This window comes from Nonomuraea marmarensis (assembly GCF_043197025.1).
Lineage (GTDB): Bacteria > Actinomycetota > Actinomycetes > Streptosporangiales > Streptosporangiaceae > Nonomuraea > Nonomuraea marmarensis.
Window position 1 is genome coordinate 173,868 of record NZ_JBICRM010000011.1, and the last position, 26,381, is coordinate 200,248.

The following is a 26,381-nucleotide window of genomic DNA, read 5'->3' on the forward strand; positions in this document are numbered from 1 at the left end:
TGACTGGTGGAATCTCATATCGCTGAGATCGCCCCGATCGCCCAGCACACCGGCGGCGTGATCGGGGTCTCCTGGCTGATGATCGCCTTCCCCTTGGTGGGGGCGCTCGTCCTGCTGGTGTTCAACCGGTTCACGAACCGCTGGGGCCATCTGCTGGGCGTGGCCATGTCCCTCGCCTCGTTCGTCGTGGCGGTGCTGGCGTTCATCGAGCTGATCGGGTTCGGGGAGGAGGCGCGCCGGCGGGCCGTCCATCTCTACGAGTTCATTCCCGGCCTGGTCGACATGGGGTTGCTGATCGACCCGCTGTCGATCACCTTCGCGTTGCTGATCACGGGTGTGGGGTCGCTGATCCACATCTACTCGATCGGCTACATGTCGCACGACGAGCACCGGCGCAGGTTCTTCGCCTATCTGAACCTGTTCGTGGCCGCGATGCTCCTGCTGGTGCTGGCCGACAACTATGTGGGCCTGTTCATCGGCTGGGAGGGCGTGGGCCTGGCCTCGTACCTGCTGATCGGGTTCTGGCAGTTCAAGCCGTCGGCGGCGGTGGCGGCGAAGAAGGCGTTCGTGGTCAACCGGGTCGGCGACTTCGGCCTGCTGGTCGGCATGTTCCTCATCCTGCCCGCGTTCGGCACGCTGTCGTTCAAGGGCATCGCCGAGTACAACGGTCCCGCCCCGTCGCAGGGCATCCTGCTGGCCATCGGCCTGCTGCTGCTCCTCGGCGCCTGCGGTAAGTCGGCGCAGCTGCCGCTGCAGTCCTGGCTCCTGGACGCCATGGAGGGCCCGACCCCGGTCTCGGCCCTGATCCACGCCGCGACCATGGTGACCGCGGGTGTCTACCTGGTGGTCCGCTCCGGGGCGTTCTTCTTCCCCGAGGGCTCGGGCGCCGCGCTCGCGGTGGCCATCGTCGGCGCGGCCACGCTGCTCGCCGGTGCCATCATCGGTTGCGCGAAGGACGACATCAAGAAGGGCCTGGCCGGTTCGACGATGTCGCAGATCGGCTACATGATGCTCGGCGCGGGCCTCGGCCCGGCGGGCTACGCCTTCGCGATCGGCCACCTGGTCACGCACGGCTTCTTCAAGGCCGACCTGTTCCTCGGCGCCGGCTCGGTCATGCACGGCATGAACGACGAAGTGGACATGCGGAAGTACGGCGGCCTGCGCAAGTTCATGCCGCTGACCTTCGCCACGTTCTTCGTCGGCTACCTGGCGATCATCGGGTTCCCGCTGCTGTCCGGCTACTTCACCAAGGACGGCATCATCGAGACCGCGGTGCACCACCAGCCGGTGCTGGGCTGGCTGGCCGTGCTCGGCGCGGGCATCACCGGCTTCTACATGTCGCGGATGGTCTTCATGACCTTCTTCGGTGAGAAGCGCTGGGCCGACGACGCGCACCCGCACGAGTCCCCGGCTGTCATGACGTGGCCGCTGATCATCCTGTCGATCGGCTCGGTCTTCCTGGGCGGCTACCTCATCCTGAGCAACACGCTCATGAGGTTCCTCGGCCCGGCCGTCGGGCTGCCCGCTGAACTGCCCCAGTTCGACTTCGCCAGCGTGCCCGGCCTCGCCACGCTCGCGCTCGTCGCGGTCGGCGCGGCCTTCGCCTGGATGCGCTACGGCCGGGTCGAGGTGCCGTCCGTGCAGCCGCGCGGCTCCTTCCTCACCACGTTCGCCCGGCGCGACCTGTACGGCGACGCGCTCAACGAGTCGCTCTTCATGCGCCCCGGCCAGTGGCTGACCCGCATCGCGGTGTTCTTCGACAACCGCGGCGTCGACGGGCTGGTCAACGGCCTGGCCGCGGGCATCGGCGGCAGCTCCGGGCGCCTCAGGCGGATCCAGACGGGCTTCGCCAGAACGTACGCGTTGTCCATCCTGATCGGTGCCGCCCTGCTGACCGGCGCCCTGCTCCTCGTTGGGAACATCTGATGTCACCCTGGCTTCCGATACTCATGGCGGTGCCCGTGGTGGGCGCCATCGTGGTGGCCCTGCTTCCCAAGGGCAGTGACAAGCTGGCCAAGCAGGTCACGCTGGCGGTCTCGCTGCTGGCGCTGGTCCTGACGGGCGTCATGGCCGCCGGGTTCAAGCCCTCGGGCGAGCGCTTCCAGTTCACCGCCGTGTACAACTGGATCCCGAGCTTCGGCGTGAAGTTCGGGGTCGGCGTCGACGGCGTCGCGCTCGTGCTGATCGCGCTGTCGGTGGTGCTGGTGCCGATCGTGGTGCTGGCCTCCTGGCACGACGCCGACGGGGTCAAGACCGCCGACGGCACGCTGATCACGCCCAAGCGGTCGGTGAAGACGTACTTCTCGCTGCTGCTGGTGCTGGAGACGATGATGATCGGCGTCTTCGCGGCGACCGACATCTTCCTGTTCTACGTCTTCTTCGAAGCCATGCTGATCCCGATGTACTTCATGATCGGCTCGTACGGCGGCGCCCAGCGGTCCTACGCGGCCGTCAAGTTCCTGCTGTACTCGCTGTTCGGCGGCCTGCTCATGCTGGTCGCGGTCATCGGGCTCTACGTGGTCGCGGGCAGCAAGACGTTCATGTTCCCCGAGCTCGTCGGGGCCATCCAGGACCCGGCGATGCAGAAGTGGCTGTTCGGCGGCTTCTTCATCGCCTTCGCGATCAAGGCACCGCTCTGGCCGGTGCACACCTGGCTGCCCGACGCGGCCGCGCAGGCTCCGGCCGGAGCCGCCGTGCTGCTGGTGGGCGTGCTGGACAAGGTCGGCACGTTCGGGATGCTCCGCTTCTGCCTGGAGCTCTTCCCCGACGCGGCCAAGGCGTTCACGACGCCGATCGTGGTGCTGGCGGTCATCAGCATCATCTACGGCGCCGTCGTGGCCATCGGGCAGACCGACATGAAGCGGCTCATCGCGTACACGTCGATCTCGCACTTCGGCTTCATCGTGCTCGGCGTGTTCGCCATGTCGTCGCTCGCGCAGTCCGGTGCGGCCCTCTACATGGTCAACCACGGCTTCGCCACCGGCGCGCTGTTCCTGGCCGCCGGGTTCCTGATCGCCAGGCGCGGCTCGCCGTTCATCGGGGACTACGGGGGCGTGCAGAAGGTCACGCCGGTGCTCGCGGGCTTCTTCCTGGTCGCCGGTCTGGCCGGGTTGTCGCTGCCCGGATTGTCGTCGTTCGTCAGCGAGTTCATGGTGATGATCGGCACGTACTCGACCGAGGCGCACGGCTCAGGGGCCCTGACGGTGGCCGCGGTCATCTCCGCGCTGGCCGTGATCCTGGCGGCTGTCTACATCCTGTGGATGGTCCAGCGGGCCATGAACGGGCCGACGGCCGAGCCGGTCAAGGCCTTCAAGGACCTGAACGCCCGCGAGGTCTGGGTGCTGGCTCCGCTGGTCGCCCTGATCATCGGGTTCGGCGTCTTCCCCAAGCCGCTGCTCGACGTGATCAACCCGTCCGTGCACCAGACACTGACCAACGTGCAGGTGCCCACCTCCACCATCGCTGAGAAGGGGACAGGTCAGTGAACACCATCCCAGCGCCGACGATCGAGTACGGCACGCTGGCGCCGTTGCTGGTGGTCTTCGGCGCGGCGATCATCGGCGTGCTCGTCGAGGCGTTCGCCCCGCGCTACCTGCGCAAGTCGATCCACGTGCCGCTCACCCTGCTGAGCCTGGCCGGCGCGTTCGCGCTGGTGCTCCTGCAGGTGCTGCGCGGCCAGGTGGCCACCACGGCCTCCGCCATGGGCGCGGTCGCGGTGGACGGGCCCTCGCTGTTCATCTGGGGCGTCATCCTCGTCCTGTCGTTCGTCTGCGTGCTGCTCATCAACGACGAGGGCCACTTCGTCGCCTCGGCCGCGGCCGTGCCCGGCAGCGCCGACGAGGAGGAGGCCGAGGCTGAGGGCGGCGGCGGGCACACCGAGGTGTACCCGCTGGTGTTGTTCGCGGTCGGCGGCATGTTGCTGTTCCCGGCCTCGCACGACCTGCTGATGATGTTCGTGGCCCTCGAGGTCATGTCGCTGCCGCTCTACCTGCTGTGCGGCCTGGCCCGCCGGCGCCGCCTGCTGTCGCAGGAGGCGTCGATGAAGTACTTCCTGCTCGGCGCCTTCTCCTCGGCGTTCTTCCTGTACGGCACCGCGATGATCTACGGCTACGCGGGCACCGTCTCGCTGCCGGGCATCAACGAGGCCCTGGGCAAGGGCTCGTCGCTCGACCCGCTGCTGATGATCGGGTTCGCGATGCTCGGCGTGGGCCTGATGTTCAAGATCGGCGCGGCACCGTTCCAGGCCTGGAAGCCTGACGTCTACCAGGGGGCTCCTACCCCGATCACCGCTCTGATGGCCTCGGGCACGCTGGTGGCGGCCGTGGGGGCCGTGCTGAGGGTGTTCTGGGTGGGTCTGGGGAACCTCGACTGGAACTGGCGGCCGATCATCTGGGGCGTCGCCGCGCTCACCATGATCGTGGGCTCGATCCTGGCGATCACGCAGACCGAGATCAAGCGCATGCTCGCGTACTCGTCCATCGCGCACGCGGGCTTCCTGCTCGTCGGCGTGATGGCCACGTTCGGCTCCGCCGCGCAGAACGTCGTCTCCCTGAAGGCGATCCTGTTCTACCTGGCGGTCTACGGCATCACGACGGTCGGCGCGTTCGCGGTGGTCACGCTGATTCGTGACCCGGGCGGCGAGGCCGGGCACCTGTCGCGCTGGGCCGGGCTGGGCAGGCGCGCGCCGGTGCTGGCCGGGGTGTTCGCCTTCTTCCTGCTGGCCTTCGCCGGCATCCCGATGACGAGCGGCTTCTTCGGCAAGTACGCCGTGTTCGCGGCCGCGCTGAGCAGCGGCACGCAGCCCGGCGACTCGATGGGCGGCTGGATGGCCGGCCTGGTCGTCGTGGGTGTCGTGGCCTCGGCGATCGCGGCGTTCTTCTACGTACGCGTGATCGTGCTGATGTTCTTCAGCGAGCCCGCGGCCGACGGCCCGGCGATCGCGGTGCCCAGTATGGGGACCGTGGCGGTCATCGCCGTTTCGTTGCTGGTTACGGTAGGAGTGGGGCTCTACCCGGAGTCCGTGCTCGGTGTCGCCAACGACGCTGCGCGCAACCTGTTCATCAGATAAGGGGATCTGTATGTCCGCGCCTCCCGTGGTTGACCTTCCCATCGAGGACGAACGGTTGGCGCAGGACGTGGCCAACGGACTGGCCGCGGTCGAGAAGCTCCTGCGCACGTCGGTGGAGAGCGAGGACGCCTTCGTCACGGAGGCGTCCAAGCACCTCATGGAGGGCGGCAAGCGGTTCCGGACGTTGATGGTGCTACTGGCCGCGCAGTTCGGCGACCCGTCCGCGCCGGGTGTGGTGCCCGGCGCGGTGGTGATCGAGCTGACCCACCTGGGCTCGCTCTACCACGACGACGTCATGGACGAGGCCCCGGTACGCCGGGGCACCCCGTCCGCGAACGCCCGGTGGGACAACACCGTGGCGATCCTGACCGGCGACTACCTGTTCGCCCAGGCCTCCGACCTGCTCGCGGACCTCGGTCCCGAGTTGATCCGGGTCCAGGCGCAGACGTTCTCCCGCCTCGTACAGGGGCAGATCCGGGAGACGGTCGGGCCGCGGGCGGGTGAGGACCCGATCGGCCACTACCTCAGCGTCCTGGCGGACAAGACGGGCTCGCTGATCGCGGCCTCGGGGCGGTTCGGGGCGTTGCTGTCGGGGGCGCCCGCCGACGTGGAGGAGCGGCTCAGCCGCGCGTGCGAGGCCATCGGCGTGGGGTGGCAGCTCGGTGACGACCTGCTGGACGTGGCCTCCTCCGGGGCCCAGTCGGGCAAGACCCCCGGCACGGACCTCCGCGAGGGCGTAAAGACGCTCCCGGTCCTGTACGCCCTGGCCTCCGCTTCGGACTCCCGGCTGACCTCGCTGCTGTCGGGTCCGGTGACGGAGGAGGATGTCGAGGAGGCGTTGACCCTGCTGCGCGCCCATCCCGCCATGGGCCAGGCGCGGGCCGAGCTGGAGGCCTGGGTGGACCGGGCCCGTACCGACATTTCCGGCCTTCCAGACATCCCCGCCAAGAGTGCATTTTTGGCGCTATGTGACTACGTGGTCGAGCGTTCTGGCTGATTTCCGCATCCGGGCGGCGGCGCGGGCCGTCCGGAAACTGTCGTAAGTGAAGATCGCCAGGGCCAGCCACACGATCGAGAAGCCGATCCACCGGCTGGACGGCATGGTCTCCTCGACGATCAGCACGCCGACCGCGAACTGCAGGATCGGCGCGATGTACTGCAGGACCCCGATCGTGCTGAGCGGCACCCGGATGGCGGCCGCGCTGAAGCAGATCAGCGGCACGGCCGTGATGATCCCCGCCCCGACCAGCAGGAGCGCGTGCCCGACCCCTTCGCGCCCGAACGTGGCCTGCCCCGTGCCTCCCAGGAAGAGGAGATACCCGAGAGCGGGGAGCAGCAGGACCAGGGTCTCCACGGCCAGGCTCTCGGTGGCCGCCACATTGGCCCGCTTCTTGACCAGTCCGTACACGCCGAAGCTCACCGCCAGCGTGAGCGCGATCCACGGCAGGCGCCCGTAGTCGAGCGTCAGCACGAGCACCGCCAGTGCCCCGAACCCGACCGCCACCCACTGCAGCGGCCGCAGCCGCTCCCGCAGCAGCACCACCCCGAACAGCACGCTGACGAGCGGATTGATGAAGTACCCCAGAGCGCTCTCGACCACGTGCCCGCTGTTGACCGCGTAGATGTAGGTACCCCAGTTGATGGTGACGACGACGGCCGCGACCGTCAGTAACGCCAGCTTCCCGGGCTGCCTGGCCAACTCCCTGAACCAGGACCAGTGCCTGCGCACGGCCAGCACGGCGAGGACGGCGATCAGCGACCACGCCATCCGGTGGGCCAGGATCTCCACGGCTCCGGAAGGCTTGAGCAGCGGCCAGTAAAGGGGGAACAACCCCCACATCGTGTAGGCGGCGACCCCGAACCACACACCACGCCGAACGTCAGGCATGAAGCCCATCTTCGGGCATTACCACCTTTAAACACAAATGTCGTCCGCTATACGGAATTGTGTAGCCGTTCTAAAGCGTTGCGGTGTATGTAGGCTGAGACTTGACCTACGGAGGTGGAGCGATGGGCTGGCTGTTCGGCGGCAACAAGACATCGATGGTCCGACGCGAGGACGCCCTCCCGGGACGCGCGGAGCCCATGCCCGTGCCGGCGCGCCACGCGGTCCTGGACGCCCCGCTGACCCCGCCGTACCCGTCTTCTCACGTGGAGACCGCGGACTTCGGCCTGGGCTGCTTCTGGGGCGCCGAGCGCAAGTTCTGGCAGACGCCGGGGGTCGTGACGACGGCGGTCGGATATCAGGGCGGATACACACCTAATCCCACGTACGAGGAGGTCTGCAGCGGGCTCACGGGGCACGCCGAGGTCGTCAGGGTCGTGTTCGACCCGGCGAAGGTGTCGTACGAGGAGCTCCTGAGGGTCTTCTGGGAGGCCCACGACCCTACGCAGGGGATGCGGCAGGGGAACGACGCGGGGACGCAGTACCGGTCGGCGATCTATTACCACTCGCCGGAGCAGCAGAAGGCGGCTGAGGCGTCGCGGGATGCGTACCAGAAGGTGTTGAAGGAGGCGGGTTACGGCGAGATCACGACGGAGATCGAGACCGCCGGGCCGTTCTTCTTTGCGGAGGACTATCATCAGCAATATCTTTTTAAAGTGCCGAACGGGTATTGCGGGATCGGCGGGACAGGCGTGGCCTGTCCGGTCGGCCTGACCTCCGGCGAGGCGTAGGCCTGCGGAGATAGCTAGATCCTGGCCCTCGATCGCTCGGCCTGTCCGGTGTCGATCTTGGGCCAGAGCCGTCTTCGGGGCTCTTGATTGTGAGAAGGTGTCTTCAAACCCGCGCCAGTCGGGCGGGATTGGGCGAGGGTGTTCGGCCTACGCTGCCGGCTCGCTCTCCCGGCGAATGCCCGTCGGGCTCATCGCGCTGACGCTCGGCAGTTTCGGGATCGGCCTGACCGAGTTCGTGATCGCGGGCCTGCTTCCGCAGGTGAGCCTGAGCCTGGCCGTGTCCGAGGCCGCGGCGGGGTGGTTAATCTCCGGATACGCGCTGAGCGTCGCGGTCGGCGCGATCGTGGTGACCGCCGCCACTAGCGGACTGTCCCGAAATTCGGTCCTCATCGGGTTAGTGGCGCTGTTCGTCGTCGGCAATCTCCTATCCGCCGTCGCACCCGGCTATCCGGTGATGCTGCTCGGACGCGTCATCGCCGCCCTGTGCCACGGTTCGTTCTTCGGCATCGGCTCGCTCGTCGCACGGCGAATGGTTCCGGCGGAGCGGGCGTCGAGGGCGGTGGCGGTCATGTTCGCCGGGTTGACATTCGCGAACGTCCTGGGCATGCGAAAGACCGGAGAAGGCCGCGCCCTCGGCGGGAGCCGGAGCACGCTAGCCAGCCGTGTGAGCGAGGATCGCCGTGGCGAGCTGCTCGTGCACCGAGGGAGGCAGCATGTGCCCCATTCCCTCGATCATCAGCAGCTCGGCCCCAGGGATTCGCTCGGCGATGAGCGCACCGTGACCCGGCTTGACCGGCTCATGAGTGCCCTCAACAACCAGGGTGGGCGCCTTCACCAGGTGCAGGCTGTCCACCGGTTCGACTCTCGGCTCGGCGCCGTGCGCGAGCCGGTGGTTGACGGCTGACGCCAGGTTCGTGGCGCGCTCGTAGATCCGTTCTTGCAGGCGCCGCTCGGCGTCCTCGTCGAACGGCATCCCCTGGCCGTGCAAGACCCTGGCTTCCGCGATGAGCCGATCCATCTGCTCGTTGCGGTCCTTGGCCGGTTGCGCCGCGATGGCCTGCTGGAAGAATGCGACGAACTCCTTGGTGGGCGGCGGCAGGCTGCCCTCCGGCTGGGGCTGTCCCATGAGGGTCCGCATGAGCACTTCGCCCTCGAACGCGCCGAGCGGCGATGAGCCGATCACCGTCAGCGTCCTGACCCGCTCGGGGTGCTCGACAGCGACCCACTGTGCCAGCAGCCCGCCGGCCGAGTGGCCGACCAGGTGAGCGCTCTCCAGCTCGTAGGCGTCCATGATCCGTAGGACGTCGTCCTTGATGTCCCTCCAGGTGTACGGCGACGCCTCGAAGTCGATGCTGGTCGAGCGCCCGGTGTCGCGGTGGTCGTAGCGGATGACCCGCCTGCCTCCGGCAGCCAGCCTGCCGACGAACTCATCGGGCCACAGGATGCCCTGCGACATAGAACCCATGATCAGCAGGATCGGCTCGTCGGTCGTGTTGCCGAACTCTTCACTCCACAGCTCAATGTTTTGCATGGTCAGAGCTTGTCGCCTCCGGCTACCGGTGCCATCCGTAGAACTACTAGCCGCGCGAGCTCAGTACGTGAGGTGACACCGACCTTGGGATAGATCTTGTAGAGGTGGTACTCGACCGTCCTAGGGCTAAGGAACAGCTTGGCTGCCACCTCCTTGCTCGACGCGCCCTGCGCGACCAGCCTGGCGATACGCAGTTCCTGCGGGGTGAGCATCGCGAGGGCGTCGGGCTCGGCTCTGGTCGCGCTTTCGCCGGCCGCCCGTAGTTCTTCGTGCGCGCGCCTGGCCCACGGCTCGGCTCCCGCGCGTTCGAAGGTCTCCATCGCCGCCCGCAGGTGCGGCCTGGCCTCACCTGGCTTGTGCGTACGGCGCAGCCGTTCGCCGTGCAGCAACGCCGTCCTGGCCCGCTCGAACGCCTCGGTGTGCAGCTCCAGTGCCTCGTCGAAGCCGCCGTCGTCGACCAGCGCCCGGCAACGGGCCAGCAGCGCCTGCGAGTCGGGCGAGTGCGCGTTGGCCGACCACCGCTCCAGCCCGTCCAGCGTCTGCCTGGCGGCCTCCAGGTCACCCGCGCCCACCGCCGCCTCGATGCGGTCGGGGGCCGAGCGCCAGGTCACGGTCGGATGCCCTTCGCCCGGTCCCTTCTGCGCGACCGAAGACAATCTGGCGTGCGCCGCGTCGAAGCGGCCAAGCCCCAGGTCAAGCATGGCCAGCGCGTACTGCGCCCCGCCGACGCGCAGCCCGAGCCGGTGCGGAATCGCGATCGCGAGGGCCTGGTTGGCGTACGTCCTGCAGGCCGCCTCGTCGCCCCGCCAGGCGGCCACGGCCGCCAGGTTGGCCAGGTGGGCGGCGACGGAGTTGGTGTATCCGGCCTCCGTGGCCAGGCCGAGCCCCTCTTCCGCGATGGCCTCGCTGACGGCGAGGTTGCCGGCGAGCCGCTCCGCCGTGGAGACGAACTCCAGCACGATAGGCAGCTGGCCCACCATGCCTGACATCCTGGCCAGCCTGCCCGCCCTGATGGCGTAGGCGGAGGCAGCGTCGGTCTCGCCCAGGTACATCGCGGCGGCCGACGCCCACAGGTAGCCGGCGGCGTCGGTCAGCATGTCCGTGCGCTGCAGCGCCCAGCGCAGCGCCATGGCTCCGCCCCGCCTGTTGCCGTCGAGCGTCGCGCCGATGCCGACCAGCACCTCGCGCAGGAACGACTCGGGAAACTCCTGGGCCCGGCGCCCGACCTCGACGATCGCCTCGGTGTCGCCGACGTTGGCCGCCGCCTCGGCCGCGTCGGCGAGCACCTCCAGGCTGCTGCCGGCCATGAAGATCCGCAGCGCCTCGCTGGCATCGCCGGTGTGCAGCTCGAACCGGCCTCTGAGCTGGTCGAGCTCGGGATCGGACCGCAGTTCTCGCGCCTGAGCCAGGCAGCTTTCCGCCAGCCCGGGACGGCCGCCGAGCCAGGCGGAGGTGGCGGCTTCCTTGAGCCGCTCGGCCCGCCTGTCCGTGTCTGGCGTGAGCTCCGCCGCCCTGACCAAGGCCGTCGCCGCGTCGGCGTAACCACCGCGCTCGCGTGACCTGCGCGCGGTGGTGGCCAGCTCGTGTGCCACGCGCTCGTCCGCGCCCACGGTCGCCGCGGCCAGGTGCCAGGCCCGGCGATCGCCCTCGAGCGTCTCGGCCAGCGCGGCGTGCACACCGCGCAGCCGTACCGAACCCGCGTTGTCGTGGATGGCCGAGCGCACCAGCGGATGCCTGAACGTGATCGTCGAGCCCTCGCCGACCACCAGCCCGGCGGCCTCCGCCTCCACGAGCGCGGCAGGATCGACGTCCAGGATCCGCGCAGCACGCATGATCACATCGAGATCGCCGCTGCCCTCGACGGCGGCGATCAACGCGACGAGCCTGGCGTTGTCGCTGAGCGCGGCCACCTGCTCGCCGAAGAGCAGCGCCCCGCCGGGCAGCGGATCGGGTAGCGGAGATCGACCAGCGAGCTGCTTCGGGGTGAGCAGCCTGGCGATCTCGCCGAGCGCCAGCGGGTTACCGCCCGTCTGCTCGATGAGCGCGGACTGGACCTGCGGCGCCGCACCCTGCAGCAGGCGGCGGGCGCTGTCGGCGTCGAGGCCGTTGACGGGCAGCTCCTGCAGGCCGCGCACGCTCATCTCGCCGCGTACGGCCAGCAGCAGGCCGACCCCGTCGTTGCGCAACCGCCTAGCCGCGAACAGGAGCGCGTCAGCCGACGCCTGGTCGATCCACTGGAAGTCGTCGACCAGCACCAGCAACCCCTCGCCGGCCGCAGCCTCCGCCAGGAGCGACAACACACCGGCCGACACCAGGAAGCGGTCCGCGCTGCCCTGCGCCAGGCCGAGTGCGCCGCGCAGAGCGTCGCGCTGCGGGCCCGGCAGGGTGTCGAGCAGGCCGGTCACCGGAAGCAGGAGCTCGTGCAGCGCGGCGTAGGCGAGCCCGGTCTCTGCCTCGATGCCGCTCGCCCGCAGCACGGGAGACGTGGATTTCGCCGCGGCCAGGTCGAGAAGGGCAGACTTGCCCACCCCTGCCTCGCCGCGCAACACCAGTGCGCGGCCCTCTCCCGCTCCGACGGCTTCGATGAGGTCGTCGATGGCGGCGCTTTCGCTGGCTCTGCCGTACAACACTGCCCGACTGTATGGGCTTGAGCTGGGGAATGCACATTTGGGGAATACGCTGGCCATAGCGCTCTGGAGATCTGCGAGGTGTGGGCCGTCAGTGAGAGAGCCGACGCGGAGGTATACGCGGAGGCAACGGCGAGGGTTCGCGAGGCGGATGTAGGGGGATCAACGAGGGCGGTCTTCAAGGAACGGCCCGAACGGCGCAGCCGTCACCGGACACTCGGCTCAGGTGGTGATAAAAGGCGGGCTATTGTACTTTGGTGATCTCCTACCGCGCCACCGTCCCCGCCGACCTCGACCGCGTGACCGCGTGGATCGTGACCGAGCCCGTCGGCTGGATCCCCGCCGACCGTTACCTCGCGGAACTGGCCGAGGACATGTACCGGCCGGAATGGACGTGGATCGCCGAGGTCGGCGACCGGGTCGTGGGACGGGCGCTGTGGTGGGGACCGAGGGGCAGCGCGCACCCGGTCGCGCTCGACTGCCTCGACGTGGATCCCGCCATGGGTGATCGCACCGCCATCGCCGCCGAGCTGATCACGGCCGCGCTGGCCGGATTCCCGCAGCCGGTGCAGTACGCGATCAAGGCGGCCGGCGGCTGGCGCGACGATCCGGCCACCTCGGTGGCCGTGGGATGGCGGCGGGCGGCAGCACAAGCGGCGGGTCTCACCCGGGAAGTGGAGCGGCTGCAGTTCGAGTGGGCACCGGCCGACGGGGTGCCCCCGGCGACCGGTGTGCTGCGGTTCGCCGAGGCGTCGGATGAGGAGTTCCTGGCGGTGTTCACGAGAATCGCCGAGGGCAGCCTGGACGCCCAGACCCGTGCGAACCTGGCGGCCAAGGGCGTGGACGCGACCGCGCGCGAAGAGATGGACTTCTATCTCAGGGCGCCGGGCAAGCGGGAGTGGTGGCGGATCGCCTATACGCACGAGGGCGAGGTGGCGGGCATGGCGATCCCCTCGGCGACGCCGTACAACGTGAACGTCGGATATCTCGGGGTGGTCCCGGAGTTCCGGGGGCGCGGCTACGTGGACGAGGTGCTCGCCGAGATCACCCGCGCCCACGCGGCTAACGGAGAGCTACGAGTCACCGCCACCACCGATGTGGGTAACGCGCCGATGGTTGCCGCGTTCGGGCGCGCCGGATACCGCAACACGGAGATCCGGATCAACCTCTCCAACGACCTCCAGCCCTAGAGGCTGCTCCTCTTTGTACCGAGCCAGGAAACGTGCGCACCGGACATGGTTGTCGTCGCATTTGTTGAAAGCGGCGACGAGCGGTCCAATGTCGTACAAGATCACGCCGTTGCAGCCTAACCCGAGTGCCCATGACGGGGATAGGTGAGGTAAGCGTCGTGGTGCACGGCGAGATCGGATGGCCCCCGGAGTGCGCCGACGAGAGCCGCCAGATGGCGAGGCAGCTGGAGTTCGTTGTAGAGGAAGGTTTCGTGGACGGCGTCTCCCGTTTTTCCGCACTCCATACCGTCACTGTAAGTGCTTCCCCTACCACAGGCATGTGCTCCCTGCTCCCGGCTGGCAGCGAATTGCTGCGCCGAACGAACCGCTACCACCAGCAGTACAAAGTTCCGAACGGCTACTGCGGCATCGGCGGCACTGGAGTTGTCTGTCCCGTTGGGTTGACGTCCGGCGAGGCCTGATCTCCAATCGAGCGCCGCCACATTCGCGTCTGCTCACCGCGTCAGCTGGGGTCGCCATTGTCCAGGCACACACCCGTCCCACACGCTGGGCCTTGGCGGTCAGCGCCATGTATGGTGCTGTCTTTGTTTGCTTCGCCCGAGGTGAGGGGCGGATCGGCGGGCTCATATCCGGCCAAAGCCTAACGGGGTAACGATTGCCTAGGCTTGGCCGTACTGACTCGCGTTGACTGACGAGGTGTGCGATTATCGCACTATGAGCGACCGCGGGGAGTGGGCAGATGTCGGCGAGCGCGTACGCGAGTGTCGCATCGCGGCCGATATGTCACAGGAGCAGCTCGCAGCGGTCCTGAACCTCGATCGGACGATGATTGCGAAGATCGAGCGAGGCATTCGCCGGATAGATGCCCTGGAACTCTCAAGACTCTCGGCAGCGCTGGATGTTCCGCTGACCTACTTTCTCAGTCCGCCGCCGCTTGTCGTGTCGAGGCGTACCGAAATGGTGGACGATGGGGTTACCGAAGCCGCCCGGCAGTCCTACTCGTTGGAAGTGGCTCTGGCCACGTGGCTGAGCGACATCAGGCAGCTCATTGAGATCGGAACACTCTGCGCGCCTGCCATCGAGCGATACCCGGATCCGATTCAGGACGTGTCGGATGCCCGCCGTGCGGCTTGGTGGGTGAGAGCGCGAGTCGGTTTGAACGATGAGCCGATCGACTCGCTCATGAGGGTGTGCGAACGTCTGGGACAACTGATCGCGGTTGTGGATGTGCCAGGCGAAGGCGCATCGCTGATCGAAGACGACCTTGCCGTCGCCGTCGTCAGCAAGCGGGGCGATCCCGGCCGCCGCCGGGCGACTGCTGCTCATGAGCTGGGACATCTGATCATCGGCGACGCGTACTCCACCGACATGGGAGTCCATGCTTCTCGTGACGAGAGAGAAGCGATCGTCGACGCCTTCGCGGTGGAACTTCTCCTTCCGATACGAGCAATTCAAGCAATCGATGGCGTTGACGCTGCGCTGCGAAGAGAGGACTTGGTCGTTCTCGCTGCCCGGTATCGGACTTCATGGTCCTTGACGATCCGGCAAGCAGTCGAGGCGGGTGTCGTTGACAAGGACACCGCCAGAGAGATGCGGCAGCGCAATCCCACGAGAGCGGAGTTGATGGAAGCGGTCGGCTGGGCACCGCAGCCCGACCTCGAACACGTTCGGGTGCCGCCAAGCTATGCGCATGCGGTGGTGGAGGCCTTCAAGAAAGCGCTCGTAACGACGTCTCGCGCTGTCGAACTCATGCGTGGGCAACTCGTGGCAGCCGATCTGCCCGTACGTGACGAAGCGGAGCTGGAGCCTTGAGCGACTCGGGACCCGGCCGTGTCCTCGTCTTCGATGCGATGTGCCTCAATCACTTTGCTCGAGCAGAACGTTTGGATGTGCTGCGAGACCTCCTCGTGGATGCCACGTGCCTTACCACCCACGTGGTGAGGGAGGAAGTGCGTACCGGAGCTGAGATGCATTCGGCTCTCCACGCGGTCTTGGACGCGGATTGGCTTGGCGTGGCGAGGCTGGACTCGATGGATGAGATCAAGTGTTTCGTGAAGTGGGCGCGGCGCATCGGCTCTTCTGAGCGGAATCTAGGCGAGGCCAGTGTATTCTCCGCAGCCGAACTGACACCTGGAGTCGCCATCACGGATGATCGAGAAGCCGTGGCGGTGGGACGGGCGCATGGCCTGGAAGTTCACGGCACCATCTGGCTGCTCGCCCGAGCCTGTGATCAGGGGAAGCTCAACGCAGTGGCCGCTGGAAACATTGTGGATTCCCTCGTCGCGACTGGAATGCGCCTGCCGTGTTCTGGTTCTACCTTCGATTCCTATATCCGCCGCCATTTCGGTGCATTCCCTTGACCAGTAGCCGGCTGATGGACGATTCCATTGCCTGAGCTGGATCGCGTGCCGGGGACACGTGCAGCCCAGCAATCTCCCAGGCGAGGGGATGAGGCGGTCAACGGTTCGAGCTGATTGCCCCATCGGATGGCAGACGGCGGTCCATCCGGCACCTGGACCGCCACCTTTCCAGCGGACTGGCGCATGGCCCGGTGGGTGCGCTGACGCGGAGAAGCCGATCACGTCACCGGTCGGGTCTTAGGGCTTCAGGCCACCCCTCGGAGACGCTTTGGCAAGTTGGTCTGGAACTGGCTCTCGGCCTTCAGATGCCTGATCAGCTCGTTCAGAGTTTCTCCACAACGCACGTTGGAGAGTCCGCTGTCCTTGGGCACCAGATTGACGCGGATGGCGGCCCAGCCGCCGGCCATTTCGTAGATCTGCCACTCCGGGAATGCGTTGATCACCTGTCGCTGAGTCACGGGCACGGCTGCGCTCCGGCGATGAGTGTCGAGAGCGGGTGCGAGGTACGCAGTTCGGCGTAGCGGAGAGCGACCCGGTGGGCGGCGCGAGCAGGCTCGGCGGAGGGGTGCCAGGCGTAGATGACCCGTTTCCTGTCGGGATTCCAACCTGCGCGCCACCAGTACAGTCCCTGATCGCACCACACGATCAGGCCCACCCAGACCGACACCATGGGCATTCCGTAGTCGTGATGAACATCGGTGACGATTCCCTCAGCCGCGAGAGCGGCGGCCGTTCCGCGTCGTTCAGGGCCGGGTGTTGGAGTGCGCTCATGGAGGAAGCGTTGCCCGGGGCGAATCCGCAGGTGAACGCCCTAGCAGTGCTGGTGCTAAGGGTATTCTCGTCGCGAATATCGGTTCGGGCCTGGTCGGCGACCTAACCTAGCGTTGTGACCCAGATACCGCCGCAGTTCTGGTCTACGCCCGCCGTGGCCGCCGCACTCGCCGCATGCGATCTTCCAACCATTCTCGGAGAGGTACGGCGGGCGAACGGCTGGACGCAGGCTCAGCTCGCTGAGGCGGTCGGCTACTCCCAGAGTTGGGTGTCCAAGGTGCTCCGTGGCCGCCAGCCGCTCACCGTGGATCAGGTTCGGGAGCTATCCATCCGGGTCGGAGTGCCGCTTCACCTACTCCGGTTCGGTGCCCGAGGGGATGACGATCCGACGAAGCGCAGAGATTTCAGTAAGGCCGTGGCGTTGACCGCGCTCGCGGGCGTGGCCCTGCCCAGGCGGCCGGACGTGGACGAGACCACGGCTGCCACCTTGATCAGGATCACCGGTGCCCAGCGCCGCTTGGAGGCCACCACGCCCGCGCGTGAGCTCGCTCGGGGAGCCGTGGCCCATGTGGATCTCGCGAACCGCATCCTCGGCCGCGCGTCCCGATCAGCGTACGCTGATGATGTTCGTGCTGGTCTGAGCGAGGCAGCAGGCTTCGCCGCGTGGGTGCACGCCGACATGCATGACACCGGTTCGGCTCGCTTCTACTATCGCCGGGCAATCGACAGTGCACGTCAAGCGGACAATGCACTGCTCGCGGCCTACATGATCGGCAGCCTGGGCGGGTTCGAGATCGACGCCGACGATCCGTTCATGGGGCTGAGTCTGATCGCCAGGGCGCGGAGAGAGATCGGGGACCGACCGCTGGCTACCGCTCGTGCGTGGCTGTCGAGCATCGAAGCGCTCGGGCACGCGACCGCACGAGACGAGGCCGCAGCCCTCCAGGCGTTGCAGACGGCCGAGTCGGCGGTACGAGCCAACGAGCGAGCCGTCGCGCCGCCCTGGCCATGGGTGTTTCCCTTCGATCACGCGAAGCTGGCGGGCTATCGCGCGCTGGTGATGGTACGGCTTGAGCGCCCGGAGGAGGCTGTTGCCGCGTTCAACGAGTCGCTGTCGTCGGCCCAGCCTGGCGCGAAGCAGCGCGGCGTGCTGATGACCGAGATCGCGACCGCAAAGGCCATGTCCAGGCACTATGACGAGGCGCTGCATCTGGCGTCCAACGCCCTCACGGTGGGGGCGACGTATGGCTCGGAACGTGTGCTGCACCGGGTCAAGACGTTCCGCCGGAGCTATGGCGGGCCGATGACCGACACATTGCGATCATTCGACGAACGTCTCCAGGCCACTCTGCTCTAGGGGGATCATGCTCCGCATCGCCGTCTCCGGCCATCGCGGCTTGCCACGTCAGACCGCCCTCTTGATCGACCAAGCGATACGAGAGGCGCTCGCCGAGTATTCTCCGGAGATTTCCGGGCTGTCCTGTCTGGCGGATGGAGCCGATCAGATCTTCGCCCAAGCCGTGCTCGATCTCGGGGGAGAACTGGAGGCGGTGATCCCTGCCAAGGAGTATCGAGACGGCCTGCCGAGTGAGTTCCATGCGGGCTACGACGAGCTGTTGAGCCGTGCGGTCCGGATACATCGGCTGGACTTCGTCGAGTCCACCTCGGAGTCACACATGGCTGCCAGTAGGCGCATGCTTGACGACGCCGATGTGTTGTTCGCCATCTGGGACGGTCAGCCTGCCCGTGGGTATGGCGGCACTGCTGACGTGGTGGCTGAGGCTCGGCAGCGGGAGGTACCTGTCCGGGTGATCTGGCCCGAAGGAGCCCAGCGAGATTAGGGACCTCTAGGCTCTAGGCACCTGGCCAGGGGCTCAATGAGCCGTCCGCCTGTGGACGGCCGCCTCTCAGAGTGCGTTCATCGGGAGGAAGTCGAGGGCTCCAGCTGGTCGTCGTGGCAGTTGCGCGGCGCGGTCACCGGGTTGCAGCGCGCCACGCGCCCGCCGGGAAGCTCGGCTACGAAGTCGCTGTCGTACCGGGCGGCCATGCCGACGCTCGGGAAGTCCGTCGTCACCATCTGCGCGCCGCTGGCCAGGGCGGTCTTGACCCGGCTGAACTCCTCGTCGACAACCGTCTGCAGCGGCTCGTCCGAGCGCGTGCGTACGATGTAGCCGCGCTTGACCAGGTCCCGGATGGTCGCCTCGTTGGCGCCGCGAGGGTCGTTCACCATCGTGATCGCCGCGTCCGCGTCGCCAGGGTTGCCCCGGGTGAAGACCGCGCGGCCTTCGAGGCTGGGGTGCCCGTCGAGGTACATGTCGCGGATCGCGCCGGGGCCGCCGTTGTCGAAGAAGAACATCACCTTGCCGCGCGCCCAGTCGAGCGTAGGCCAGCCGTTCTTCAGGATCGACTGCTCCAGCGTCAGGCCGGGCCGGCGCAGGTCGTCGGCGGAGATCAGCTGCGACTCGGAGAAGACGGAGCGGACCTCGCGGTCGAGGTCGTCCAGCAGCGCCTTGGTCCACGGCGGGCTGACCGCGCCGCCCCCCTGCTCCAAACGGTCGTCGGTCTGCTTGAGCTCCAGCTGCATGATGATCGGCACGTGCTGGGGGTGGTCCTGTGACCAGGTCTTCACTTGCTGGAGGCAGGTCACCAAGGTCCGGCAGGTGGAGTTGTAGTCCAGGTCGGCGACGTGCACGACCTTCATGCCGGGTGCGGCCATGGCCGGGTCGTCGATCGGGCCCAGGCCGGCCAGTTTGCGGACGAGCGGATACCGGTAGAGGCCCCCGTCGGGGTCGGGCAGCAGGTCCAGTTCGAGGGCGCGTACGTCCTGCCGGCCGAGAAGGTCGGCGATGGACGCGTGCGAGTAGAAGCCCCACGACGGGTAGGTCGGGTCCATCTTGATCGCCTGGGCCAGTTCGGCGCCCTGCATCTCACGGTGGTAGGCGTTGTGGGCGCCCATGAACTGGATCTGGTTCATCCGGATCTTGCCGGCGGGCGCGGTGGCACTCGCCGGTGTTGCGGCCTGGTACGTCGGCTGCGCCGAAACGGCAGCCGGCACGACGGCGGTCGTGACAACCGTGGCGACGGCTGCGGCGACCAAGGCGCAGAGTCGGGCAAGGGGGGTCATGGGTCCTCCAGAGGTGACAACCACCGCAGGCTAGAAGACCACTATGTACCTCCAGTGACATCCGATCACTGAGGGATCACCAGGAATGTGAATCTTGTCCGAATTGGGCACATCGCCCTTCTGCGTCCGGGATTTGGCGCCCCTCGGCCGATCGTCGGCGCGAGAGACGCGAACGGATACTGTGGCATCGGTGGGACCGGCGTGACCTGCCCCCGTCGGCCTCAGGGGGTATCACTTCAGGTGACAAGCTCCGGACATCGAGCTGATCGTCCCCATCGGATGGCAGACGGCGGCCCGTCCGGCACGATGAGGACGATCTGAACAAGCTATGTGGAAAGACGGTCAAGGTCGTGGGGGTCTGAAACGCGGCACCGGGGTCGTGTGCCCGTCGTGCTGACCTCGGGTGAGGTGTAGACCCTGGGTTAAGGGGGGCTTCGGCGGCGCGCTGTGGCGGTAGAAGCCGATGGTCTGCAGCAGGATCAGGGCCGTCGAGTTGACGATCAGGGCGCCCCAGAGCCCTGACAGTCCCCACGCCTGCGCGATCGGTACGGCCACCAGCGCGAGTACGCCGTACGCCAGGGCGACGGACCCGAGGCTCCACGTTGACCGCTTGAGTCCCGCGAGCCCGAAACCCATGATCAGCTGCGTACCGTCGACCACTGCCATGACGATCAGCAACGGAACCAGGCCGAGGACCGCGTCGCCGACGCCCGCATCCTGGGTGTACAGGCTGACGACCCAGTCGCGGGAGACGAATATGGTCAGAGCGCCGATCGCCACTCCCGCGACGGCCACTGTGAGCGCCGCCCGGGAGACCTGCCTCGCGGCTCGCCCGCCGTCCGCTCTGGCCACCTCAGGCACGGAGGCCTGGGCCACGGCGAGTGAGACGAACATCAAGGGGCCCAGCATCGAGAAGAGGATGGCGTGCGCGGCGGCTGCCCGCGTGCCTGTTCTGACGGCCGCGTACGTCACCACTCCGAGCACGGCGAACTTGATCAGAATCGTGCCGGACAACGGAATGCCGACGCGAGCCAGCTTCATGATCTCCTTGATTCGTGGCCGTCCCCGTCCCACGCGTCCGCCGACCAGCTGTCGCACCCGAAGGTTGGAGATCGTGAGGGCGGTCGCTCCGGCGGCCACCATCGCGATCCCCATTCCCGCCAGTCCGAGCCGTGGGACGAGTGCGATGACCAAGGTGATCGAGATGATGGTGCTGGACACGCTGCCCCAGAGCACCTGACGGCTGTGGCCCAGCGCGATCAGGACTGCGTTCGCGCCGCCGCCGAGGGCGTAGAGCAGCACGTACGCCACCAATAGGATGGGGAAGAGGCCGAGCTCGTCGAGGACGTCGCGCGGCGCGCCCCCGAGGGAGGCGATCAAGGGGATGCACATGACGACTCCCGCGGCGAGCGACCCGATGGCGAGGGTCAGCCACCGCGCGTCCCGCAGGATCGGGATGGCCTCGGCCGGATGCTCTCGATGAGGGGCGATGAACGGCGCCATTCCGCGAAGCGCGCCGGACACCGCGGCGAACGCCGGATTCAGCACGGCCACCGACACCGCATAGGCGGCCAGTGCGGTGGTGGCCTGGTGCCCGAGGAGCGCGGTGCCGACGAGGCCCGATAACTGGTAGGCGACCGAGGACAGGAAGATCGGGATCGCGGCGGTGAGGAGAGTTCGATGGTGGGTGAGTGACATAAACCAAGAATCCCGACGCTCAGGGAGTCGCCGGGTGATATATCATATTTTATCATGCCAGCCGTGGTGCGGCATCTGGGGTGAACTGGGATTGTTTACTTCGCTGTCATCCGGCCCGTCCATTATCTGGTGGTAGAGGTGAATCGGGGTCCGGTCGGGCAGGTGGACAGGGAGATTCGGGCAGCAGATATTGGACAGGAGCGGAGGTTTCATGGACGTACGTCTTGATCATCTCGTCTGCTGGGTTTCCGACCAGCTCAGCTCCTTGCATTTCTACGAGCAGGTGATCGGTCTGCCCGGGGTGCGGGCCGAGGAGTTCCGGCACGGGCAGGCGGCCTTTCCGAGCGTGCGGATCTCGTCCGAGACGATCCTCGACCTGATGGCGTACGACGCTTCGCGGGGCGTGGACGAGGGCACCGGAGTGAGTGGCACCGCCGGGCACCCGATTAATCATTTGTGCCTGGCCGTGAGCAGGGAGGATTTCGACGCGCTCCAGGTCAGGCTGAAGCAGCACGGGGTGGAGATCACGGGGACCGGCACGAATTCCTTCGGGGCCCAGGGCATCGCGCCCGAGACGATTTTCTTCCCCGATCCGGATGGCAACGTCCTGGAGGTCCGTTACTACGAGTGAGCCCTCCGGCGCAGCCTCGCCCGCACGGCACGGCGTACCAGCGGGCCCATGTCCTCCAGGGCAGCCACCAGTTCGGCCAGTTCCTCCAGCGCGTCCATGGCCTGGCCAGCCCCGCCGGCGTCCACACCTTCGTACAGCTCCAATCCCACGAACGCCGCCGCGACTGCTCAATCGAGGAAGTGTCGGTCGGGTCTGGTAAACAGGCGGGCATGGGTGTGAGCGTCGATGAGTTCCTCGAGTTGCTGGACGAGCTGCCCGAGGTCCGGATGAGTCATGGTGGGGAGTGGATCGGGCTCAAGGTGCGCGACAAGGGGTTCGGTTATCTGTGGGAGGCGACCGAGACCGTCGGGCTCAAGGCCACGATCGAGGAGCAGATCGCGCTGGTGACCGAGCGGCCCGAGGTGTTCGAGGTGCAGTTCACGGCCGGGCGGTTCGGGTGGGTGGTGGTGCATCTCGACAGGATCGACCCTGATGAGTTGTTCGAGTTGGTGGCCGAGGCGTGGTGTCTGACCGCGCCCAAGCAGTTGGTGGCCGACTTCGAGGCGGCTCATCAAATCGGACAACAGGCGCTATAGGCGCATTTCACTTCGGCCAGGTCATGAGCTGAGACGTGGACGTCACGCACAGCTCGGCAGGTGCCGGTTGCACCTGGCCACCTACCGGCCCGCTGATCTACCCTTTTCGGGTGGACAGCGAGAGTCTGGCCGCGGCCGGCCTGCTGGCGACCCTCAGTCGGGCGTCGGAGATCCTCGCGGAGTTACATCATCCCTTCGTGAGAAGCGAGCGTTTCTCGTATTTCCTGCCGCCCGCCGGAGCCCGCGTCGGCGCCACGTTCACACTGCCCGACGGGCGTGAGGTCCGGTTCGAGGTGTCCATCATCGTCTCCGGCGACGCCTTCCACGTGGAAGGGGCGATCACGGCCGAGGACGAGACGCTGCTCGAACTGCCGCGCAAGAGCGTGCCGAGCATCCATGACGGCCTGGTTGTGCTGGACGACTACGCGGGGGAGGTGGCGGCCCCGGCTGCGCGGCTGATCGACCAGCTACTGGCGGATATTGTCTGATTGTAAGACAATGGCGCTCATGAGAAATGGACCCCTCGCCGTGGTCGGCGCTTCCGTGCTCTGGGGTACGGCCGGCACGGCGGGGTTGCTCGTCTCCGCCGACTCCGTGGCGCTGGCCGCCGCCCGGCTGGTCGTCGGGGGCACGGTGCTCGCGATCTTCGCCGGGGTGGGCGTCAAGAAGGCGATCAGGCCGGGGTTGTTGCTGGCCGCCGTCGCGGTGGCCGCCTACCAGCTGTGCTTCTTCGCCGCCGTCGGCCGCACCGGTGTCGCCATCGGCACCGTGGTGGCCATCGGCAGCGGGCCGGTCTTCACGGGGTTGCTCTCCTGGGTGCTGCACGGCCGCCGGCCGAGCGGGCGGTGGACCGTGGCGACCACGGCGGCGATCTGCGGGTGCGCGGCGCTGATCGTGGGTGGTGGCGCCCAGGCGGGTGGGGAGGTGGTGTCCGGGGTGTTGCTGGCGCTGCTCGGCGGGCTGCTGTACGCCTTCTACGCGGTCACGGCGGCCAGGGCGATCGGTCAGGGGGCCGAGTCCAATGCGGTGATGGGGGTGTTGTTCGGCGGGGCGGCGGTGATTATGGCGCCGGTTCTGGTGGTGAGCGGGGTCGGGTGGATCGGCGAGCCGCGCGGGCTGGTCGCCGTGCTCTATCTCGGGCTCGGCACCACCGCCCTGTCCTATTTCCTGTACGGCCGGGGCCTGCGCACCACCCCGGTGGCCACCGCCGCCACCCTGGCGCTGGCGGAACCGGCGGTCGCGGCGCTGCTCGGCCTGGTGGTGCTCGGCGAACGGCTGGCCCCGGTCTCGATCGCGGGGCTCGTCCTGCTGGCGCTCAGTCTGCTGGCGGTGGCCGTACCGGAAAGGGAGCTAGAGTCGCTGCCGTGACGTTGCCGCTCAGACCCGTCTCCACCGTCGGCGCGCTCGCCGACGCCCTGCGCGGCAGGGTGCTCTCCGGCGAGATCGAGCCCGGCACCTCGCTGCCCGAGCAGGAGATCGCCGCGTCGTACGGCGTCGCCCGGCCGACCGTGCGGGAGGCGCTGGCGATGCTGGTCCACGAGGGATTGCTCAGACGCGAGCGCAACCGCAGCGCCTATGTCCCCGAGGTGACGATCTCGGACCTGAACGATCTCATGTACGTGCGCCGTCCCCTGGAAGACCTCATGGCGCAGGCCGTGGCCGGGCGGAGGGTGCCCGGGGCGGAGGCCGCCCTGCACCGGATGGCCGCGTTGCCCGCCGGGGTGCCGTGGTCCGCGGCCGTGGCCGAGCACATGGCGCTGCACCAGGCACTGATCGAGGCCGTCGGCAGCCCGCGTCTTGAGCGGCTCTACGCCGTGCTGGCCGCCGAGACCAGGCTCGGGCTCGTCCGGCTGCGGGACGTCTACAAGGACCGGGACGTGCTGGTACGCGAGCACCGCGAGCTGCTCGACGCGATCGCCGACGGGCCGGAAGACGCGGCTCGGGCGGCGGTGGTTGCGCATCTCAGCCACTCGTGGGGCACTTCCTGAGTCACCCCCGCGCACCATTGCGCGCGAACCCTTGCGGGACTGCCCTGGAACTCGCAAGAATCGCGCCCATGCACGGCAACGCGATGCCGGACTCCTACGTGTATGTCACGGAAGAGGGCGTCACCCGTCACTACGCGGACGGTAGCGTCGAGGCCCTCGCATGGGAGGACGTGGTGGAGGTCCGTGTCGTGACCGAATCCGGGGAAGACGTTCTCTACATCCTGCTCGACCGTGACGGTGAAGGTTGCGTCGTGCCGCGTTCGGCCACGGATGCCACGTTTCTCGCCCGTCTGCGCTATCTGCCCGACTTCGACCTTGATCGGCTTACCCTGGCCGCCGACTCCACGCATGACGGGGTTGTGGTCGTCTGGCGCAGCCCGGATCCGCCGTCCGCATTGCCGGATCTGGAGTATGACTAGCGGGTTCATAAAGCGGCAACCTGGCGAAATATCGCCGTAAACCTCACATTTTCCCAACGAGACGCGGCACTTATGGACCGTTCCGTCAAGCCCCAGGACCGCCCTACATTCGTCCGATTGTGGACATTTGACGTTATTCCCCGTACCGGAATCGATCTTTAGTCTTTAGTGGGGGCCGCCGCCCTTGATTGTGCGTGGGACTTGTCAACCCATGTGGTTCAAGGAACGTCAAGTTATCGCGGTGCACAGAGTTTCAGGGTGGTGCTATGAGGGTGGGGACTGGGGAGTCCGCTGTCGTACTCCTCGAGGCCGTGCCACGCCGTGCGTCCAGCATCTGGACGCGGGCGTACCTACGGCTCCTGTTATGCGGTGACACGGTGTGCGCGTTGCTGGCACTCGTGTGCGTGCTGGGCATCCGGCTCATCGCCGGCGCGTTCATTCCACTGGTCGAGTTCATGCTCGGATTCGGCCTCGTCATCGCCTGGCCCGTCGCGCTCATGATGGGCGGCGCATACCGCCAGCGCGCCAACGGCGAGGGAACGGAGGAGTTCAGGGCCGTCTTCAACGGCGGCATCGGCCTGATGGCGACCGTCGCCATCATGGCCTACGCCACGCAGACCGCCATCGCACGGAGTTTCGTGATGGCGATGTTGCCGCTGGCGCTGCTGGCCACGCTCTACTACCGCTACCGGATGCGCAAACGGCTCCACCGAAGGAGAGCGGCGGGCGACTACATGCGCCAGGTGATCGCGGTCGGGCACCGGGAGTCGATTCTCGACCTGGTGATGCAGTTCAGACGGCAGCCGTATCACGGAATGCGGGTGGTGGGAGCCTGCCTTCCGGAGAACGTGATGGACGTCGATCTGGACGGCATTCCGGTGCTGGGCTCGTTCGGTGACGTGGCGCGGGCGGTCGAGCGCGAGCGGGCCGACGCCGTCGCGGTGCTGGCCTGCCCCGAGCTCGACGGGGCCGCGCTGCGCCGGCTGGCGTGGAGCCTGGAGACCGCGCGTACCGATCTGTTCGTGGCCCCCGCTCTGCTCGATGTGGCCGGGCCGCGGATCAGCATCAGGCCCGTCGCCGGCATGCCGCTCCTGCACGTGGAGCATCCCGAGTTCGACGGGGCCAGGCAGGTCGTGAAGGCCGTCTTCGACCGGCTGGTGGCGGCGACCGTGCTGTTGCTGCTGGCGCTGCCGTTGCTGGTGATCGCGCTGGTGATCCGCCTCAGCAGCCGGGGTCCGGCGCTCTTCTACCAGAGCAGAATCGGCAAAGGCGGCAAAACCTTCCGTGTCGTGAAATTTCGGACAATGGTGGTTGATGCGGAGCGGCTCAAGGGCAGCCTGCTCGACTCGAACGAGTTCGACGGGGTGCTCTTCAAGATTAGGAACGATCCAAGGATCACTCGGGTAGGCGCTTTCCTGCGGAAATATTCGCTCGACGAGCTGCCCCAGCTGCTCAATGTCCTCCGCGGCGAGATGTCCCTCGTCGGCCCGCGCCCGCCGCTGCCGGAAGAGGTGGACAAGTACGGCGCCGACGTCCGCCGCCGCCTGGTGGTCAAGCCGGGCATGACCGGGCTCTGGCAGGTCAGCGGCCGCTCCGACCTGACGTGGGAGGAGTCCGTACGCCTCGACCTGCGGTACGTGGAGAACTGGTCGCTCATCCTCGACCTGCAGATCCTCTGGAAGACCTGGGCAGTAGTCACCCGTGGAGAAGGGGCTTATTAGCG

Annotated in this window: 24 protein-coding genes and 1 pseudogene; 18 read left to right on the forward strand and 7 right to left on the reverse strand. The window is 67.5% G+C overall.

From position 1 onward, the window contains the following. Nucleotides 1-78: 78 nt before the first annotated feature. Genes nuoL through ACFLIM_RS20445 form a run of 4 tightly spaced genes read left to right on the forward strand, consistent with a single transcriptional unit; the run spans nucleotide 79 to nucleotide 6,065 of the window. Nucleotides 79-1,926: an NADH-quinone oxidoreductase subunit L gene (gene nuoL, locus ACFLIM_RS20430; RefSeq protein WP_393167835.1), complete on the forward strand. Its 1,848-nt coding sequence runs from the start codon at nucleotides 79-81 to the stop codon at nucleotides 1,924-1,926. Then, complete coding sequence (locus ACFLIM_RS20435) at nucleotides 1,926-3,485, forward strand: NADH-quinone oxidoreductase subunit M (RefSeq protein ID WP_393167648.1); 1,560 nt, start codon at nucleotides 1,926-1,928, stop codon at nucleotides 3,483-3,485. Before nuoL ends, ACFLIM_RS20435 begins: the two co-directional genes overlap by 1 nt. Continuing rightward, nucleotides 3,482-5,068, forward strand: coding sequence for an NADH-quinone oxidoreductase subunit NuoN (gene nuoN / locus ACFLIM_RS20440; RefSeq protein ID WP_393167650.1), 1,587 nt, complete (start codon nucleotides 3,482-3,484; stop codon nucleotides 5,066-5,068). Before ACFLIM_RS20435 ends, nuoN begins: the two co-directional genes overlap by 4 nt. Nucleotides 5,069-5,078: 10 nt before the next feature. After that, entirely contained in the window at nucleotides 5,079-6,065 is a 987-nt protein-coding gene (locus ACFLIM_RS20445) for a polyprenyl synthetase family protein (protein ID WP_393167652.1), read from the forward strand. Here ACFLIM_RS20445 and rarD read toward each other — a convergent pair. Then, entirely contained in the window at nucleotides 6,033-6,956 is a 924-nt protein-coding gene (gene rarD, locus ACFLIM_RS20450; RefSeq protein WP_393167654.1) for an EamA family transporter RarD, read from the reverse strand. The genes ACFLIM_RS20445 and rarD overlap by 33 nt on opposite strands. 122 nt (nucleotides 6,957-7,078) lie before the next feature. On the opposite strand from rarD, the gene msrA reads away from it, so the two are divergent. Then, a complete protein-coding gene (gene msrA, locus ACFLIM_RS20455) occupies nucleotides 7,079-7,744 on the forward strand; it encodes a peptide-methionine (S)-S-oxide reductase MsrA (RefSeq protein ID WP_393167656.1) in 666 nt (221 codons plus the stop codon). 175 nt (nucleotides 7,745-7,919) lie between these two features. Then, a pseudogene (locus ACFLIM_RS20460) lies at nucleotides 7,920-8,291 on the forward strand (MFS transporter); the annotation flags it as partial. Nucleotides 8,292-8,396: 105 nt separating this feature from the next. Here the strand turns inward: ACFLIM_RS20460 and ACFLIM_RS20465 are convergent. Both ACFLIM_RS20465 and ACFLIM_RS20470 read right to left on the reverse strand, forming a co-directional pair. Continuing rightward, complete coding sequence (locus ACFLIM_RS20465; RefSeq protein ID WP_393167658.1) at nucleotides 8,397-9,275, reverse strand: alpha/beta fold hydrolase; 879 nt, start codon at nucleotides 9,273-9,275, stop codon at nucleotides 8,397-8,399. Nucleotides 9,276-9,277: 2 nt separating this feature from the next. Then, complete coding sequence (locus tag ACFLIM_RS20470; protein ID WP_393167660.1) at nucleotides 9,278-11,905, reverse strand: helix-turn-helix transcriptional regulator; 2,628 nt, start codon at nucleotides 11,903-11,905, stop codon at nucleotides 9,278-9,280. 254 nt (nucleotides 11,906-12,159) lie between these two features. Here ACFLIM_RS20470 and ACFLIM_RS20475 point away from each other — a divergent pair, with 254 nt between their 5' ends. From ACFLIM_RS20475 to ACFLIM_RS20485, 3 genes are all read left to right on the forward strand, one after another. After that, nucleotides 12,160-13,092 (forward strand): GNAT family N-acetyltransferase, encoded by a 933-nt coding sequence (locus ACFLIM_RS20475; protein WP_393167662.1) that lies wholly within the window; start codon nucleotides 12,160-12,162, stop codon nucleotides 13,090-13,092. A 684-nt stretch (nucleotides 13,093-13,776) separates the two neighbouring features. Continuing rightward, entirely contained in the window at nucleotides 13,777-14,904 is a 1,128-nt protein-coding gene (locus ACFLIM_RS20480; protein WP_393167664.1) for a helix-turn-helix domain-containing protein, read from the forward strand. Between the two features lie 218 nt (nucleotides 14,905-15,122). Then, nucleotides 15,123-15,452 carry a hypothetical protein gene (locus tag ACFLIM_RS20485; protein ID WP_393167666.1) on the forward strand — a complete coding sequence of 110 codons (330 nt, stop codon included), beginning with the start codon at nucleotides 15,123-15,125 and terminating at the stop codon, nucleotides 15,450-15,452. 245 nt (nucleotides 15,453-15,697) lie between these two features. On the opposite strand, the gene ACFLIM_RS20490 is transcribed toward ACFLIM_RS20485, so the two are convergent. Further along, nucleotides 15,698-15,895 carry a hypothetical protein gene (locus tag ACFLIM_RS20490; RefSeq protein WP_393167667.1) on the reverse strand — a complete coding sequence of 66 codons (198 nt, stop codon included), beginning with the start codon at nucleotides 15,893-15,895 and terminating at the stop codon, nucleotides 15,698-15,700. An 11-nt stretch (nucleotides 15,896-15,906) separates the two neighbouring features. Further along, complete coding sequence (locus ACFLIM_RS20495; RefSeq protein WP_393167669.1) at nucleotides 15,907-16,122, reverse strand: hypothetical protein; 216 nt, start codon at nucleotides 16,120-16,122, stop codon at nucleotides 15,907-15,909. Nucleotides 16,123-16,338: 216 nt separating this feature from the next. Here ACFLIM_RS20495 and ACFLIM_RS20500 point away from each other — a divergent pair, with 216 nt between their 5' ends. Further along, entirely contained in the window at nucleotides 16,339-17,580 is a 1,242-nt protein-coding gene (locus tag ACFLIM_RS20500) for a helix-turn-helix domain-containing protein (protein WP_393167671.1), read from the forward strand. 7 nt (nucleotides 17,581-17,587) lie between these two features. After that, nucleotides 17,588-18,064 (forward strand): hypothetical protein, encoded by a 477-nt coding sequence (locus ACFLIM_RS20505; protein ID WP_393167673.1) that lies wholly within the window; start codon nucleotides 17,588-17,590, stop codon nucleotides 18,062-18,064. Nucleotides 18,065-18,141: 77 nt separating this feature from the next. Here the strand turns inward: ACFLIM_RS20505 and ACFLIM_RS20510 are convergent, their stop codons facing one another. Continuing rightward, nucleotides 18,142-19,347, reverse strand: a complete 1,206-nt coding sequence (locus ACFLIM_RS20510) for a phosphatidylinositol-specific phospholipase C1-like protein (RefSeq protein WP_393167675.1) — start codon at nucleotides 19,345-19,347, stop codon at nucleotides 18,142-18,144. Nucleotides 19,348-19,689: 342 nt separating this feature from the next. Next, nucleotides 19,690-21,045 (reverse strand): MATE family efflux transporter, encoded by a 1,356-nt coding sequence (locus ACFLIM_RS20515; protein WP_393167676.1) that lies wholly within the window; start codon nucleotides 21,043-21,045, stop codon nucleotides 19,690-19,692. Between the two features lie 211 nt (nucleotides 21,046-21,256). Between ACFLIM_RS20515 and ACFLIM_RS20520 the strand changes: the two genes are divergently transcribed. The 7 genes from ACFLIM_RS20520 to ACFLIM_RS20550 all read left to right on the forward strand — a co-directional run bounded on the left by ACFLIM_RS20520 (nucleotide 21,257) and on the right by ACFLIM_RS20550 (nucleotide 26,379). Next, nucleotides 21,257-21,676: a VOC family protein gene (locus ACFLIM_RS20520; protein ID WP_393167678.1), complete on the forward strand. Its 420-nt coding sequence runs from the start codon at nucleotides 21,257-21,259 to the stop codon at nucleotides 21,674-21,676. 209 nt (nucleotides 21,677-21,885) lie between these two features. Further along, nucleotides 21,886-22,251 (forward strand): MmcQ/YjbR family DNA-binding protein, encoded by a 366-nt coding sequence (locus ACFLIM_RS20525; RefSeq protein WP_393167837.1) that lies wholly within the window; start codon nucleotides 21,886-21,888, stop codon nucleotides 22,249-22,251. A gap of 197 nt (nucleotides 22,252-22,448) precedes the next feature. Further along, nucleotides 22,449-22,739, forward strand: a complete 291-nt coding sequence (locus ACFLIM_RS20530; RefSeq protein ID WP_393167680.1) for a hypothetical protein — start codon at nucleotides 22,449-22,451, stop codon at nucleotides 22,737-22,739. Nucleotides 22,740-22,758: 19 nt separating this feature from the next. After that, complete coding sequence (locus ACFLIM_RS20535) at nucleotides 22,759-23,619, forward strand: DMT family transporter (protein WP_393167682.1); 861 nt, start codon at nucleotides 22,759-22,761, stop codon at nucleotides 23,617-23,619. Further along, the gene (locus tag ACFLIM_RS20540) at nucleotides 23,616-24,239 is read left to right on the forward strand and encodes a GntR family transcriptional regulator (RefSeq protein WP_393167684.1); all 624 of its coding nucleotides are present in this window, start codon (nucleotides 23,616-23,618) and stop codon (nucleotides 24,237-24,239) included. Before ACFLIM_RS20535 ends, ACFLIM_RS20540 begins: the two co-directional genes overlap by 4 nt. A 68-nt stretch (nucleotides 24,240-24,307) precedes the next feature. Next, nucleotides 24,308-24,658, forward strand: coding sequence for a hypothetical protein (locus ACFLIM_RS20545; protein ID WP_393167686.1), 351 nt, complete (start codon nucleotides 24,308-24,310; stop codon nucleotides 24,656-24,658). 266 nt (nucleotides 24,659-24,924) lie between these two features. Further along, nucleotides 24,925-26,379 carry a sugar transferase gene (locus tag ACFLIM_RS20550; protein WP_393167687.1) on the forward strand — a complete coding sequence of 485 codons (1,455 nt, stop codon included), beginning with the start codon at nucleotides 24,925-24,927 and terminating at the stop codon, nucleotides 26,377-26,379. The last annotated feature ends 2 nt before the right edge of the window (nucleotides 26,380-26,381 follow it).

Coding starts and splice junctions, on each gene's coding strand:
- ACFLIM_RS20495 (WP_393167669.1), bottom strand. CDS start 16,122: ATGGTGTCGGTCTGGGTGGGCCTGATCGTGTGGTGCGATCAGGGACTG.
- ACFLIM_RS20545 (WP_393167686.1), top strand. CDS start 24,308: ATGCACGGCAACGCGATGCCGGACTCCTACGTGTATGTCACGGAAGAG.
- ACFLIM_RS20505 (WP_393167673.1), top strand. CDS start 17,588: ATGCTCCGCATCGCCGTCTCCGGCCATCGCGGCTTGCCACGTCAGACC.
- ACFLIM_RS20535 (WP_393167682.1), top strand. CDS start 22,759: ATGAGAAATGGACCCCTCGCCGTGGTCGGCGCTTCCGTGCTCTGGGGT.
- ACFLIM_RS20550 (WP_393167687.1), top strand. CDS start 24,925: ATGAGGGTGGGGACTGGGGAGTCCGCTGTCGTACTCCTCGAGGCCGTG.
- ACFLIM_RS20445 (WP_393167652.1), top strand. CDS start 5,079: ATGTCCGCGCCTCCCGTGGTTGACCTTCCCATCGAGGACGAACGGTTG.
- ACFLIM_RS20510 (WP_393167675.1), bottom strand. CDS start 19,347: ATGACCCCCCTTGCCCGACTCTGCGCCTTGGTCGCCGCAGCCGTCGCC.
- ACFLIM_RS20465 (WP_393167658.1), bottom strand. CDS start 9,275: ATGCAAAACATTGAGCTGTGGAGTGAAGAGTTCGGCAACACGACCGAC.
- nuoL (WP_393167835.1), top strand. CDS start 79: ATGATCGCCTTCCCCTTGGTGGGGGCGCTCGTCCTGCTGGTGTTCAAC.
- ACFLIM_RS20525 (WP_393167837.1), top strand. CDS start 21,886: ATGGGTGTGAGCGTCGATGAGTTCCTCGAGTTGCTGGACGAGCTGCCC.
- ACFLIM_RS20515 (WP_393167676.1), bottom strand. CDS start 21,045: ATGTCACTCACCCACCATCGAACTCTCCTCACCGCCGCGATCCCGATC.
- rarD (WP_393167654.1), bottom strand. CDS start 6,956: ATGCCTGACGTTCGGCGTGGTGTGTGGTTCGGGGTCGCCGCCTACACG.
- ACFLIM_RS20485 (WP_393167666.1), top strand. CDS start 15,123: ATGGATGAGATCAAGTGTTTCGTGAAGTGGGCGCGGCGCATCGGCTCT.
- msrA (WP_393167656.1), top strand. CDS start 7,079: ATGGGCTGGCTGTTCGGCGGCAACAAGACATCGATGGTCCGACGCGAG.
- ACFLIM_RS20435 (WP_393167648.1), top strand. CDS start 1,926: ATGTCACCCTGGCTTCCGATACTCATGGCGGTGCCCGTGGTGGGCGCC.
- ACFLIM_RS20520 (WP_393167678.1), top strand. CDS start 21,257: ATGGACGTACGTCTTGATCATCTCGTCTGCTGGGTTTCCGACCAGCTC.